13 protein-coding genes are annotated in these 13314 nt (G+C 65.8%); 5 read left to right on the forward strand and 8 right to left on the reverse strand.

The genetic code is table 11. The features are described from left to right. Window positions 1–280: 280 nt before the first annotated feature. A complete protein-coding gene (locus tag DM374_RS17705) occupies window positions 281–1771 on the reverse strand; it encodes a class I adenylate-forming enzyme family protein (protein WP_110971038.1) in 1491 nt (496 codons plus the stop codon). Window positions 1772–1773: 2 nt separating this feature from the next. After that, entirely contained in the window at window positions 1774–2796 is a 1023-nt protein-coding gene (locus tag DM374_RS17710) for an alcohol dehydrogenase catalytic domain-containing protein (RefSeq protein WP_110971039.1), read from the reverse strand. Window positions 2797–2944: 148 nt separating this feature from the next. Here DM374_RS17710 and DM374_RS17715 point away from each other — a divergent pair, with 148 nt between their 5' ends. The 5 genes from DM374_RS17715 (at window position 2945) to DM374_RS17735 (ending at window position 10137) form a co-directional block, all read left to right on the forward strand. After that, the gene (locus DM374_RS17715; protein WP_110971040.1) at window positions 2945–3646 is read left to right on the forward strand and encodes an enoyl-CoA hydratase/isomerase family protein; all 702 of its coding nucleotides are present in this window, start codon (window positions 2945–2947) and stop codon (window positions 3644–3646) included. Window positions 3647–3737: 91 nt separating this feature from the next. Beyond that, a complete protein-coding gene (locus DM374_RS17720; protein WP_110971041.1) occupies window positions 3738–6245 on the forward strand; it encodes a TonB-dependent receptor plug domain-containing protein in 2508 nt (835 codons plus the stop codon). A gap of 4 nt (window positions 6246–6249) precedes the next feature. Continuing rightward, window positions 6250–7587 (forward strand): MFS transporter, encoded by a 1338-nt coding sequence (locus DM374_RS17725; protein WP_110971042.1) that lies wholly within the window; start codon window positions 6250–6252, stop codon window positions 7585–7587. A gap of 21 nt (window positions 7588–7608) precedes the next feature. After that, window positions 7609–8793 (forward strand): acyl-CoA dehydrogenase family protein, encoded by a 1185-nt coding sequence (locus tag DM374_RS17730; protein ID WP_110971043.1) that lies wholly within the window; start codon window positions 7609–7611, stop codon window positions 8791–8793. A gap of 15 nt (window positions 8794–8808) precedes the next feature. Continuing rightward, window positions 8809–10137, forward strand: coding sequence for a M20 metallopeptidase family protein (locus DM374_RS17735; protein WP_110971044.1), 1329 nt, complete (start codon window positions 8809–8811; stop codon window positions 10135–10137). Window positions 10138–10281: 144 nt separating this feature from the next. On the opposite strand, the gene DM374_RS17740 is transcribed toward DM374_RS17735, so the two are convergent. From DM374_RS17740 to DM374_RS17765, 6 genes are read right to left on the reverse strand one after another with little or no spacing between them, the layout of a single operon-like run. After that, window positions 10282–11121, reverse strand: coding sequence for a CsgG/HfaB family protein (locus tag DM374_RS17740; protein ID WP_110971134.1), 840 nt, complete (start codon window positions 11119–11121; stop codon window positions 10282–10284). A 26-nt stretch (window positions 11122–11147) separates the two neighbouring features. After that, window positions 11148–11561: a curli assembly protein CsgF gene (locus DM374_RS17745; RefSeq protein ID WP_110971045.1), complete on the reverse strand. Its 414-nt coding sequence runs from the start codon at window positions 11559–11561 to the stop codon at window positions 11148–11150. Continuing rightward, on the reverse strand, window positions 11558–11953 hold the full coding sequence (gene csgE / locus DM374_RS17750) for a curli production assembly/transport protein CsgE (RefSeq protein ID WP_110971046.1): 396 nt from the start codon (window positions 11951–11953) through the stop codon (window positions 11558–11560). Before csgE ends, DM374_RS17745 begins: the two co-directional genes overlap by 4 nt. Further along, on the reverse strand, window positions 11950–12483 hold the full coding sequence (locus DM374_RS17755; protein WP_110971047.1) for a type II secretion system protein: 534 nt from the start codon (window positions 12481–12483) through the stop codon (window positions 11950–11952). The genes csgE and DM374_RS17755 overlap by 4 nt, the downstream gene beginning before the upstream one ends. Further along, on the reverse strand, window positions 12458–12832 hold the full coding sequence (locus DM374_RS17760) for a type II secretion system protein (protein WP_110971048.1): 375 nt from the start codon (window positions 12830–12832) through the stop codon (window positions 12458–12460). The genes DM374_RS17755 and DM374_RS17760 overlap by 26 nt, the downstream gene beginning before the upstream one ends. Window positions 12833–12837: 5 nt before the next feature. Next, window positions 12838–13311, reverse strand: coding sequence for a type II secretion system protein (locus DM374_RS17765; RefSeq protein WP_110971049.1), 474 nt, complete (start codon window positions 13309–13311; stop codon window positions 12838–12840). Window positions 13312–13314: the final 3 nt, after the last annotated feature.

The following is a 13314-nucleotide window of genomic DNA, read 5'->3' on the forward strand; positions in this document are numbered from 1 at the left end:
CGCGGGCACGGGTTAAGGGCCGTCGCGCAGACCTGATCGATCGATCAGTAATCGATGGAAGATGTAAGTGCACATTGCGGGCCAGAATGGCGCATGTAGGGCGATTCGTGCAGTTTTGTGCACTGATTTTGGATCTTGCTCACGGGGCACAGGAGTCGCCTTCGGCCTCATCATGTCCCGAGGCCCGGCAAGACCGGCGCCCACAGGTTTGAGGGCGATGGCTTGTCGGGGCGCCGAACCGCAGCGATGAGGCCCGCCAGAACAACGGTATTTCGCCCTCTCAGGAAGCCACCACCCCCAACACCTCCAGCAGCCGCTTCTTCTGCACCTTCCCATAATGCGAACGCGGCAGTTCCTCGATGAACCACAGCCGCCGCGGCACCTTGTAGCGGGACAGCAATTCGCGACAATGCTCGACCAACAGTTCCACCGACGCCGACACCCCGCCCTCCAGCACTACTGCGGCACACACTTGCTCGCCCCACTCCACATCCGCCAGGCCGAACACATGGGCCTCGCGCACGGCGGCATGGCTGAGCAGCGCCTGTTCGACCTCGCCAGGCTGCACCGATTTGCCGCCGCTGCGGATGATGTCCTTGCAGCGGCCCAGTACTTCAAGCTGGCCGTCTGCGCGCAAGCGGCCCAAGTCGCCGCTGCGCAGCCAACCGTCCGCCAACACGTCGCCGGTCAGGCCAGGCTGCTGCCAATAGCCCGCCATCAGTTGCGGACCCGCCAGAAGAATTTCGCCAATACCGTTGGCATCGGCGCGGTCGATGCGCAAGGCAGCGGCGAACAATGGTCGGCCCACCACGCCCTCGGCGCTTTCGCCGGAATGACGCAACGCTTTCATCTGCGCCGCCGCCAGATAGCAGCTCCACGGTGCTTCGGTCATGCCATAGAGCACGGCGATGCGCCCGTCGAACAGGCTGAAGGCGCCGTCCAGTACCTCGCCGGTCAGCGCCGCCGCACCGATGTCCAGGCTCTTGAACAGCGGCAGGTGCGCCGGCGCGCTGCCGCTCTCGCGCAGCAGGCGCAGCAATTGGGTGGGCACCAGCGAACTGAAGGCCACTCGCTGCTGCGCCAGTTGATCGATAAAGGTCTTGCTGTCGAAGCGCCCACCCAGCACCACGTGACCACCGCTGAGCAGATGGGCGAGCACCGCCACCGCGGCGATCGGCCAGAGCGGACGGACATTGAGCAGCACGTCCCCCGGCACTGCGCCGCGGGCCATGACGATGTTCTGCAACACCGCGCACAGGCTGGCATGGCGGTGCATCACCGCCTTGGGCACGCCAGTGGTGCCGCCGGTGTAGTTCAGCGAAGCCAGCGACTGCGGCGGTCGCGCCGGGCGGTCGGGCAAATCCACGTCCGCAGCCACGGTCAGCTCTTCCAGCGCGCAGCAGCGAATACCTTCGCCACGCAGACCATCGGCGACATCGGCGTACTGCGGAGAGAACAGCAACAGCGCCGCACCGGCATCACGCAACTGGGCCAGCAGTTCGACCGGGGACAAGGTCGGGTCCAGCGGCACCCGCACCCGGCCGTTGGCCATGCAGCCGTAGTCGGCGATCAGGTAGTCGAGGCCGGCATCGGCCAGCAGCGCGACCCGCTCGCCTTCGCCCACGTCGAGCCGCTCCAGCGCCTGGCCGAACGCGGTCAGCGCCTGATCCAGTTGCCGGAACGTCAGGTGGCGATCCCGCGCAGGCTCGCTGAGGGCCGCGGCTTGCGGCCATTTGCTGGCGGCCTGGGCCAGCAGGGTACTGATGTCCATGCTTACCACCCGCTCAGGACGATACGTCCGCTGACCTGGCGCGATTCCAGCAGCGCATGGGCCTCGGCCACCCGAGGGAACGGCAGCACGCGGTCGATCAATGGCCGCACCTGCCCGCCATGAATCAGCGCCAATGCGGTGCGCAGTTGCTCAAGCGTGGCACTGCCCGAGCCCTGGACCTTGAGCCGACGACCGATCAGCAGGCCCGGATTCACCGCCACGGCGCCCGGCTGCACATTGCCCAGCACCACGACGCGACCGCCGAGGGTCATGCTGCGCAAGGTGTCTTCGAGGGTGTGGCCAAGGTTTTCCATCGCCACGTCGACGCCGCGCTTGCCGGTGAGTTTCCACACCTCGGCGCTGTAGCCGGCGCTCGCCACCACCACATCGTGGGCGCCCAGTTGCTGGAGGAATTCGCGCTTGTCCGCACTGCCGGTGACCGCAATCACCCGCGCGCCCAGCGCCCGGGCCAACTGGATCTGGTGCGCGCCCAGGCCACCACTGGCGCCGTTGATCAAGACCGTCTCGCCGGGCTGCAAGCCGGCCTCGCCGTACAGCGCACGCACGCTGGTGGCAATCGGGCAGGACGCCAGCGCCGCCAGGGTGTAGTCCAGGCCGTCGGGCAGCTCCACCGCCGAGATCGCCGGGATTCGCAGGTATTCAGCGTAGGCGCCCTCGGTGTCCACCGATGGCAGGCCCAGTGCCCGGCACAGGTCCTGGCGACCGCGCAGGCAGTCGCGGCACTGACCGCAGAAACGCCGCTGATAGACCACCACCCGCGCGCCGACCTTCAGTTGCAACACGCCCGCGCCCACTTCGACCACTTCGCCAGCCACTTCATGGCCCAGCACGACCCCGGTATGCGCACCCGGCAAATGGCCGGCGCGGTGCAACAGATCGTGATGGCAAACGCCCGCGGCGTGCACGCGAACCAGTACTTCACCCGGACCGGCCGTCGGCGTAGGGACCTCTTCCACCTGCAATTGCTCCGGCCCGCCGAAGGCTTTTAGTACTATCGCTTTCATTTTTTATAACCATTTTCTAATTGCTAAGAAGATGTTCATATAACAAACATGTTGTTTGCATTGTGAACATCAATTAAGTTTTCCCCACTTTGACGCCGACCTGCAAGAGGCAAAGCGTCTTTCTTTCACTCTTAGCGAAAACGAAGTCATGACAGTCGAGTATCAACACCTGGGTGACGGGGTTCTGCAGGTCACGCTGAACCGCCCCGAGCGCCTGAATGCGCTGGATGGCCAGGCCAAGCGCGAGCTGGCCGAGGCCTGGGCCCATGCCGCAGAAGACGACGCGGTGCGCGCCATTGTCCTGCGCGGTGCTGGCGAACGCGCCTTCTGCGCCGGCTCCGACCTCAAGGAAATCGAAGCCACTGGCGAAGCCGTGCCCAGCGACCTGCTGGCCCGTGCCCTGCCCGGCGTCGGCCTTGAACTGAACAAGCCGGTGGTCGCCGCCTTGCACGGCCACACCCTCGGGTTGGGCATCAGCCTGGCGATCCACTGTGATTTCCGCATCGCCCGTCCCGACACTCGCTTCAGCTTCCCGGAAGTGCGCCACGGCATGCTCTCCGGTTTCAGCGCGATCACCCTGCCGACGCTGATTGGCGAGGCGGCCGCGCTGGACATCATGCTCAGCGCCCGCAGCTTCGATGCCGAAGAAGCGCTGCGCCTCGGCCTGATCAACCGCATCGCCGAAGACCCGCACGCAGCGGCGCTGGAGCTGGCGGCGCAACTGGCCGCACATTCGGCCAAGGCCATGGAATGGACCAAGGCCCTGCTCCTGGCGCAACGCAAGCGCCATTTGACACACCACATGGCTCTGGTCGACCAGGCCCGCCAGGACGTCATGCGTTACCGATAACCAGAAACTGCCAACACAACATCGCCTCGCCAGTACTGTCAGGAACACCCACCACCAGGAATGGAAAGCGGCACCTCACCGGAGCCTCACCATGTCTCGCCCCAACACTTTCCATCCCAGGCTCAACCTGCTGACCGCGGGCATCCTCGGACTGTGCGTCACCCCGCTGGCCTTGGCCGCCGAAACCCCGAGCAGCGACACCGCGCTGCAGACCGTCGTCGTCACCGGCGCCCGTGACAGCGGCCGCACCGTGGCCAAGAGCCTGGCGCCGATCGACGTGATCAGCGCCGATGACCTGGCGCGCTCGGGCAAACAGAACCTGCGCGACGCCCTCGCCGCCAGCGTGCCCTCCTACACCAATGCCGCCGGCTTTACCGGCGGTACCGGGCTGTCGGTGAAGTCCGCAACCCTGCGCGGGCTCGGCGGCAACCATGTGCTGGTGCTGGTCAACGGCAAGCGCCGGCACAACACCTCGCTGATCTTCGTACAGACCGCCGCCACCTCCAGCGGCCAGTCGCCAGCCGACCTCGACCTGATTCCGGTCAGCGCCGTCGACCATATCGAAGTGCTGCGCGACGGCGCCGCTGCGCAGTACGGCTCGGACGCCATCGCCGGGGTGATCAACATCATCCTCAAGAAGAACGACTCCGGCGGCAGCGCCAGCGCGCTGTACGGCCAGTACGAGAACCGCGTCGGCGGCAAAGGCAACTTCGGTGCCCGCGGCCAGGGCCAGATCAACCAGGGCTTTGCCCTGCCCAACGACGGCTTCTTCAGCCTCAGCGCCGATATCGGCATCCAGGAAAGCTCCAACGTCGCCGGCGCCGTGCCGGACCGCACGCGCATCTATTTCCCGGTCAACGGCGCCGCCGACCCGCGCGAGACCAGCGAAAGCCGCTACCGCCAGCAACTCGGCCAACCGCGCTCGCAAACCTACAACTTCGGCTACAACGCCGAGTTACCGCTGAACGACACCGTCAGCCTGTATTCCTTCTCCACCCTCAGCCACCGCAACTCCACCAGTTGGGGCACCTACCGCACCGCCAACTCGCCGCAGAACATCGTCTCGGTGTACCCAGAAGGTTTCTCGCCGCGCTTCGTGGTGGAAGAGGACGACTTCCAGACCGTTGTCGGCCTGCGCAATGACGACGTGGCGGGCTGGAAACTCGACCTCAGCACCAGCTACGGCCGCAACGACGCCAACACCCGCAACGAGAAATCGCTGAACCCGTCCCTCGGCCCGGACAGCCCGCGCGACATGGACGGCGGCCATCTGATCGCCAGCCAGTGGACCAACAACCTCGACCTGAGCCGCGCCTTCGACACCGGCCTGTTCGCCAAGCCGCTGAACGTCTCCACCGGCGTGGAATTCCGCCGCGACGGCTTCGAGATCGAAGAAGGCGAATACGCCTCCTACGCCGATGGCCGCTACGTATTCCCGGCCGGCCACCCGCTCGCCGGTCAGCGCCCGAACCCTGGCGCCCCGGGTCTGGTGGGCTTCACCCCGGCCGACGCACACAACTATTCGCGGACCAACACCGCCGGCTACATCGACCTGAGCCAGAGCCTCACCGATCAGTGGGACGTCAGCCTCGCCGGCCGCTTCGAGCACTACAGCGACTTCGGCGACACCGGCAGCGGCAAGCTCTCCACCCGCTACGCCTTCACCCCGGCGTTTGCCGTGCGCGGCACCATCAGCAACGGCTTCCGCGCGCCGTCGCTGCAGCAGCAGTACTACTCGTCGTCGCTCACCGCCTGGCGCACCAGCCCGCTGACCGGCGTGCTCGAACAGGCCACTACCCGCTACGTCACCGTCGACGATGCGGCCGGCAAGGCCCTCGGCGCCAAGCAGCTCAAACCCGAGAAATCGCTGAACTACAGCCTCGGCTTCGTCGCCACGCCGACCGACAACCTCAACGTCACCGTCGACCTCTACCAGATCGACATCAAGGACCGCATCCTGCAGACCAGTAACCTGCAAGGCACCGCAGTCTCCAACGTGCTGGCGGCCAACGGCCTGGACCCGAACCAGATCGTCTCCTACTTCGGCAACCTGGCCGACACCCGCACCCGCGGCATCGATCTGGTGGCGGACTATCGCTACGACCTGGGCGAGTACGGCAAGACCAAGTGGACCCTGCTGAGCAACCAGAGCCTGCAGACCATCGAGAAGATCAAGGAGCCCGAAGCACTGGCCGGCACCGGCGTCAGCGCCGTGGGTCGCGACCGCCAGGGCAACCTGACCACCGCCTATCCGAAGAACGTCACCTCGCTGACGGCGGCCTGGCAACTGGGCGACTTCGACGTGACCCTCAAGGGCACGCGCTATTCGAAAGTCACCGGTCGCAACCAGATTTCCGCCAGCCGCGACGAAGAAATCCGTCCGGCATTCCTCACCGACCTGAGCGTTGGCTACTGGCTGAGCGATGCAGTGAAAGTGACCGTCGGCGGCGAGAACATCTTCGACCGCCGTCCGCAACAGCTCAACGACGAGGCCAAGCGCTTCTACTTCTTCCCGACCGACAACCCGACCTATAGCTGGTACTCGCCGTACGGGCTGGAAGGCGCGTATTTCTTCGGCAAAGTCGACGTGAGCTGGTAATCCCATGAACACGCCCGGCACCCTGTCCGCAGCTCAGTCCACAACCCCGTCCGCCGCCTTCGACCAGCGCCTGTACCGCAAGCTGGCGTGGCGCATCATGCCGTTCCTGTTCCTGTGCTTCGTGCTGAACTGGCTCGACCGGGTCAACATCAGCTTCGCCCACTTGCAGTTCAAGGCCGACCTGAACATCAGCGATGCCACCTTCGGCATCATCGTCGGGGTGTTCTCCATCGGCTACCTGCTGTTCGAGATCCCCAGCAACCTGCTGCTGGAGAAGTTCGGCGCGAAGAAGACCATGACCCGCATCATGATCCTCTGGGGACTGGTGACCATTGCCACCGCGTTCGCCCAGACGCCGGGGCAGTTCTACGTGTTGCGGATACTGCTGGGAGCGGCCGAAGCCGGCTTCTTCCCCGGGGTGATCCTGTACCTGACCTACTGGTTCCCCGCCGCGTACCGGGCCCGGATCACCTCGCGCTTCATCATGGCCATCGCCGTCTGCGGCATCGTCGGCGGGCCGCTGTCCACCTGGATCATGGGCCACTTCGGCGGCGTCGGCGGGTTCAGCGGCTGGCAGTGGCTGTTCGTGGTCACCGGCATCCCGCCGGTACTGGCCGGCTTGTTCGCCTGGTACTGGCTGGACGACAAACCGGCCAACGCCAAATGGCTCAGCGAGGACGAGAAACGCGCCATCGAAGCGGCCCTGGCCCATGAAAGGGCGAGCCGCAAACCCGGTGGGCACCAGCGTTTCGTCGAGGCACTGAAAGACCGCAAGGTCTGGTTCATCACCCTCGCCTACTGCCTGACCATCATGTGCACCGGCAACGTCACCAACATCTGGGCGCCGTCGATCATCCGCGACGCCGGGGTCAGCAACCTCGGCCAGCTCGGCCTGTTCTCGGCGCTGCCTTATGTGGTCGGCGTCGGAGTGATGCTCTGGGCCTGCCGTCACTCCGACCTGCACCAGGAGCGCCGCTGGCACTTCGCGGTGGGCGGGCTGACGGCGGCGCTGGCGATGACCCTGCTGCCCAACCTGATCGCCGGCCCCTGGTCGGCCATCGCCCTGCTGACCTTGATGACCAGCGGATACCTGGTGGCCACGGCGGTGTTCTGGACCATTCCCACGTATTACCTGTCCGATCGCGCCCGCGCCGCTGGCCTGGCGCTGGTCAACTGCTGCGGGCAGATCAGCAGCCTGCTGACGCCGATCATGATCGGCACGATCAAGACCAACACAGGCGAAATCAGCCTGGCGCTGTACATCGTCGCCGCCCTTGTGGCCTGCGGCACCCTGATCCTGTTGTTCGGCGTTCCTCGCCAGGCCTTGCGCGATGCACCCTGATTCCACTTTCGAGACTGACTCATGACCGATTACCTGGCACTGGCCAATGAACTGGCCACCCACATCCAGCCTGGCGCCGCCGAACGCGATGCCCGGCGCATCCTGCCCCACGAGCAACTGGACCTGATCCGCGAATCAGGCCTGGGCGCTGCGCGGGTCCCGGTCGACCTGGGCGGCGGCGATGTCAGCCAACTGGACGTGGCGCGGATTTTCATCACCCTGGCCAAGGCCGACCCGAGCGTGGCCCAGGCGCTGTTCCCGCACTTCGCTACCGTCGAGCACCTGCGTCTGATCGCCGATGAAGACCAGCAACGGCGCTACCTCGGCGCCTTCGCCGAACGGCAACTGTCCTCCGGGGCCATCGCCGAACGCAGCGGCAAATTCCGTGGCGAAATCCATACCCGCCTGGAGCGCCAGGGCGAGCGGCTGGTGCTCAACGGCAGCAAGTTCTACAGCACCGGCTGCCTGTTTGCCGACCTGCTGAAAATCCAGGCGGTGGACGAGGACGGCCACGCGGTCTACGTCATGCTGCCGGCGAACACCCCCGGCATCACCCTGCTCGACGACTGGGACGGCATGGGCCAACGCATCACCGCCAGCGGCACCACCTTGCTGGAAAACGTGACGGTGCTGCCGGAGCAGGTGATCCCCCTGGCGCAGTGGTACGAGCGCCGCAACTACATCGGCGCCAGCGCGCAACTGATTCACTGCGCCATCGATATCGGCATCGGCCTAGCGGCGCTGGACGATGCGGTGGCGTGGTCGCGCACCGGCGCCCGTCCGGTGCGTGAAAGTGGTGTCGACCAGGCCCGCAACGACCCGTACATCCTGCACACCGTGGGCGATCTATCGGCGGCGATCCATGGCGCCGAAGCACTGGTGGAAAAGGCAGCGCTGACCGTCGACCTGGCCGCCCGCACGCAACTGCAAGGCTTGCTCGCCGGCGAAGAGCTTGACGCCCTGCTGGCCCGTTCTTCGATTGCCGTGGCCGAAGCCAAGATCGCCTCGACCCGCGCCGCGCTGCTGGTCTGCGAGCGTCTCTATGAGGTCGGCGGCGCCGCCACCACCCAGTCGCGCTACAACTTCGACCGCCACTGGCGCAACGCCCGCACCCACACCACCCACGACGCCGTGGCCTACAAGTACAAGGCCATCGGCGACTACCTGGTGAACGGCAACTACCCGCCGATCGCCTTCACTTACTGACCACGGGAACTCCCCATGCCGCCGTACCGTAAAACGCTGGTCGCCCTGTTCCTCGGTTTGTTCGCGGGGCCGATCAGCGCCGCGCCGACGGCGGACTGGGGCGACCTCGATGCCCGAATCGCCAAGGCCCTGCCCGGAGTCATCGCGCTTCGCCACGAAATCCACCAGCACCCGGAACTCGGCAACCGCGAGGTCGAGACCGCCAAGCGCATCGCCAAACGCCTGCGCGAGCTGGGCCTGGAAGTGCAGACCGGCGTCGCCCACACCGGCGTGGTCGGCATCCTGCGCGGCGGCAAGCCGGGGCCGGTGGTGGCGATCCGCGCCGAACTGGACGCCCTGCCCCTGACCGAACAGACCGGCCTGCCCTTCGCCTCGACCGTCCGCGTGCTGGACCAGAGCGGCGACTTGCGCACCCGCGGCAAGGAAATCGGAGTGATGCACGCCTGTGGTCATGACGCGCACATGGCCATGGCCCTGGGTGTGGCCGAAGTGCTGGCGGCCCGACGCGACGAGTTGCCTGGCACCCTCAAGCTGATCTTCCAGCCTGCCGAAGAAGGCCCTCCGCTTGGCGAAACGGGCGGCGCGAAGCTGATGATCGAACAAGGCGTACTGCAAAACCCGGCGCCGGCGGTGATCTTCGGTATCCACGTCACGGCGGGCACGGCCGGCACCTTCACCCTGAGCCGCACCCGCACCACTGCGGCGGCGGATACCTTCGTCGCCCGGATCAAGGGGCGCCAGACCCACGCCGCGTTCCCCTGGACCGGCATCGACCCGGTGCCAGTGGCAGCCCAGACCATCCTCGCCTGGCAGACCATTCCCAGCCGCCAGTCCAACCTCAGCGTGCTGCCGGCGCCGGTGATCTCGGTCGGCCGCATCGAAGCGGGCGACCGGCACAACATCATCCCGGCTGAAGTGCGACTGGAGGGATCGATTCGTACCGTCAGTGACGAGCAGCGCGAAGACGTGTTGCAGCGCATGCGTCGCACTGCGGAAAAGATCGCCGAAGCGTCCGGGGCCAGTGCCGAGATTGATTATTTGCCCGGCAACTACCGGGCCGGGCACAACGACACGGCCCTGGTGGACAGCTTGTTGCCGGTGCTGGAGCAGGTTTCCACCACCCCGGTGAAGCTCGACAACGGGACCTATGGCGCGGACGACTTCGCTGAGTACGCCCGGGAGATTCCTGGCATCTTCATGCGTATGGGCATCACGCCGCCGGCCTTGGCTGACAAGCCGGTGTGGCCGACCCATTCGCCGGGGTTTCAGGTGGATGACCCAAGTCTGGCGGTAGGGATTCGGGCGTTGAGTCGGATGACGTTGAGTTATATGCAACGGCAGTGAGCCTAGAGGCCGCTATCGCTGCGGTTCGGCGCCCCGACAAGCCAGCTCCCACAAGGTTTGTGCCGCACACAAGTTATATGGCTGACCACAAAATCTGTGGGAGCTGGCTTGCCAGCGATGCGCCGCGCCAAGCGGCGCTCGATTTCAAGGACGCTGATACTGCCCCAGATACCGATCCAGCACCGCCTTGTCGCCACTGCCATCCCCCGCCACCTGCCACAACCGCCTCTCGATCCCCTGGGCCAGCAAATGCCCCACCGCCGACTCGATCGCCGACAGCACGCAAAGCTGCGCCGGCTCGTTGGTGGTGTAGCCCACTTCCGCTTCCAGCAGTTTCTTGAATTCGATGAACTTGAACACCCCGGCACTGCGCCCCACCGAGTAGATGGTCTTGCTGGTCATGACATTGGCCAGCACCTGTCCGCTGCGCACATCCACCGCCCGCAGGTTGACGGTGACCTGGTCCACCCGGTACTCGCGGGAGATGTCGATGCCGAGGTAGCGAGCCCCTTCACCCCCGCTGCGCACGTTGGTGTCGTAAGCGATGATGCCGCCTTCCAGCATCAGGTTGGCCGCTTGCAACGGCGGCAACTCGGCCTGGATGTTCACCGGAGTATCCGGTTTTTTCTGCGAGGCACGGATGATCTTGCGCTCGGTCAGCAGGTTCTGCAGCCCTTCGCGCTCAAGCACCATGAACCAGCCGCTGGCCTGCAGCGCATCCATCAGCATGCTCGCCGCCCCTTGGGTGACGCTGGTGGAAAACGAGCTGGCCGGGGTCGGCTTGTATTGCCCGGTCTGGTCGCGAAAGCCGTACACCACCGCCATCAGCCGGCCCTTGGGGCGCGGCATGTTCAGCAGGTCGTAATAGGTCGAGGCCCGCGGCGTCAGGGTCGGGGTCTCGGTGTCTTCAGCCGACATCGGTTCACGCAGGCCGCAACCTTGCAACGTGGCGAGAATCAGCAGGGTGCCCAGTAGACGTTTCATGTTCATCACTCCCCTTTCGGCACGGCTCAAGGATTCAGCCCGTTGACCTGGATTTCCGACACTTCGCCCGTCGCTCGATCAGTAACCTGGATGCTCAAGGCCCCGGAGTCGTCGATCACGTTGATGATGAACGAGTCGGTGGACATGCTGCCGCTGTTGCCATTGGCGATGTTGTCCAGCAACTGCGAGAGCATCCGCGACTCCAACTGGTTGCTGAAGCGTTCCAGGGCGGTGGTGCCGGCGTAGGCCGAGCGGCCGCCGATGGACGGGTCGTCATGGTCGTTCTGCGCCTGGGCGTTGTTCAGCAACCAGGTGCCGTTGAGTGGGTTGCCGCCAAACGACGGGTTGATCGGCGTGTGCACCAGTTCGGTGGCCGACGCCTGAGCGCAGGCTGCGAGGAGTACGGCGCAGGCCAGACGGTGGGCGATGGTGGTGTTCATAGCTCGTCCCTCTCCAGATCGGTGGTGTCCTGCAGCAGCGACTCCAGCTTGCGCTGGATGACCTGCGCCTTGACCAGATCGGCAGCCTCGTAGGCCGCGTCTTTGAGTTCTACGGTGTTGGGTGGCAGGAACCGCCGGTACACCACCCGTTGCTGATACTCGACCGACACCAGGCTGCCCCAGCGCGGGTCCGGCTTTTCCCGTACCACCAGGTTGAAATCCAGGCGGCTGGTGGCACGCAGCCGCTCGGCGAAGCTGTAGTAGAAGTCGTGGCCGATATGGCTGATGGTGGCGTCGACGATAAAGCCCATCATTTCGTCCTCCTCGCCGCCCCGCGCCGGCGCGCCGATCAGGGCCAGCGACAGCACGGCGACCCGCAGCCAGCGATTCATGGCGCCGCCCCTGCTGCCACTACGGCCGCGGCACGCTGGGGCGTCTCGCCGGTAAAGGCCCGCTCGGCAACGAACTGCCAGTCGGCGTAATGCCCAAGACCCTCGAAATCCGCCCACTGCGCGGCAAATCCGGACTGTTTGCGCGGTACACCTTGGGAGCGGCTGTAGACCCCGGTGATGCGGCCGTCGATGGAACGCACCAGGCCCCAGTCGTCGCTGCCGGTGATCGGATCCGGATACAGCCTGCGGATATGCCGCTTCAGGTTGGGAAAGCGCGAATCCTCCAGCAGTTCGTCCAGCGCCTGCGGGTACTGGGCCAGCCCCGGCGAGGCGCGGTAGTAGCTACGCAGGGCCTGGGCGTACTGGCTGCCGACCCACAGCAATTCCTGCTCGCGTTCGCGCAGCACCTGACTCGACCACAGTTGCCCGGCGGCGCCCAGGGCCATGCCGCTGACGGCGATCAGCAGGAGCACACCCAGGTAGGTAAAGCCGGCCTCGGCCGCCTTACCACTCGGCATAAAGACTGCCATCACGCGCCCTCCCGGTTGCTCCGCTCTTGATATCGCCCACCGCACCGGCCACGCCTTCAGGCGGCGGCAGCAGTTGCCAGAGGTCCCGGCGCTGGGTGATCGGGTCCAGCGGCGCGGCGCGCAGGTAGCGCTGCTCCACCAGTTGTTCCAGCGACTCGGGGTAGTGCCCGGTGTCGCCGTAGTAGTGATCGAGGGATTCGCGCAACACCGCCAGGCTCTGGCGCAGGGTGGTTTCCTTCGATTGCTCCAGGCTGGTGAAGTAACGCGGCATGGCGATGGTGACCAGGGTGGCGATGATCGCCATCACCACCAGCAGTTCGATCAGGGTAAAGCCCTTGCTCTGGCGCATTGTCGTCACCACTGGCTGTAGGCGATGCCGTTGAGGCCCTTGCCGGGGGCCTGGGAATACACGTCGAACACATCCTCGCCGGGGCGTGGGTTGTCCGCGCCGCTGTCGTAGGCGCGCAGGCCCCAACCGCTGTCGTCGTCACGCCCGGCCGGGCGCAACGGGTCGCGGGGGATGCGCCGCAGGAAGTAGAACTTCGCGCCCTTGGCGCTGCGCACGTCGCGCACGCCTTCCACCAGCACCTCGAGGCTCGGCGGATAACCGCTGGCGTTGAGGTTTTTCTCGATGTAGCCGGCGTCCCAGGCGCGCTTGTAGGCATCGATACCGTCACGCAGCTGGGTCAGGGCCGTCTTCAAGGCCTGTTCCTTGCCGCGGCGGATCACGGTTTCGGTCAGCGGCGCGGCGATGGCCGCCAGCAGGCCGATCAGGGCCAGGGTGATGACCACCTCGATCAGGGTGAACCCGCCTTGCGCGCGTTTCATGGC

The organism is Pseudomonas huaxiensis (assembly GCF_003231275.1).
GTDB classification, from domain to species: Bacteria; Pseudomonadota; Gammaproteobacteria; order Pseudomonadales; family Pseudomonadaceae; genus Aquipseudomonas; species Aquipseudomonas huaxiensis.

Coding starts and splice junctions, on each gene's coding strand:
- csgE (WP_110971046.1), bottom strand. CDS start 11,953: ATGAATCGCTGGCTGCGGGTCGCCGTGCTGTCGCTGGCCCTGATCGGC.
- DM374_RS17730 (WP_110971043.1), top strand. CDS start 7,609: ATGACCGATTACCTGGCACTGGCCAATGAACTGGCCACCCACATCCAG.
- DM374_RS17755 (WP_110971047.1), bottom strand. CDS start 12,483: ATGGCAGTCTTTATGCCGAGTGGTAAGGCGGCCGAGGCCGGCTTTACC.
- DM374_RS17740 (WP_110971134.1), bottom strand. CDS start 11,121: ATGAAACGTCTACTGGGCACCCTGCTGATTCTCGCCACGTTGCAAGGT.
- DM374_RS17760 (WP_110971048.1), bottom strand. CDS start 12,832: ATGCGCCAGAGCAAGGGCTTTACCCTGATCGAACTGCTGGTGGTGATG.
- DM374_RS17710 (WP_110971039.1), bottom strand. CDS start 2,796: ATGAAAGCGATAGTACTAAAAGCCTTCGGCGGGCCGGAGCAATTGCAG.
- DM374_RS17715 (WP_110971040.1), top strand. CDS start 2,945: ATGACAGTCGAGTATCAACACCTGGGTGACGGGGTTCTGCAGGTCACG.
- DM374_RS17720 (WP_110971041.1), top strand. CDS start 3,738: ATGTCTCGCCCCAACACTTTCCATCCCAGGCTCAACCTGCTGACCGCG.
- DM374_RS17745 (WP_110971045.1), bottom strand. CDS start 11,561: ATGAACACCACCATCGCCCACCGTCTGGCCTGCGCCGTACTCCTCGCA.
- DM374_RS17765 (WP_110971049.1), bottom strand. CDS start 13,311: ATGAAACGCGCGCAAGGCGGGTTCACCCTGATCGAGGTGGTCATCACC.
- DM374_RS17735 (WP_110971044.1), top strand. CDS start 8,809: ATGCCGCCGTACCGTAAAACGCTGGTCGCCCTGTTCCTCGGTTTGTTC.
- DM374_RS17705 (WP_110971038.1), bottom strand. CDS start 1,771: ATGGACATCAGTACCCTGCTGGCCCAGGCCGCCAGCAAATGGCCGCAA.
- DM374_RS17725 (WP_110971042.1), top strand. CDS start 6,250: ATGAACACGCCCGGCACCCTGTCCGCAGCTCAGTCCACAACCCCGTCC.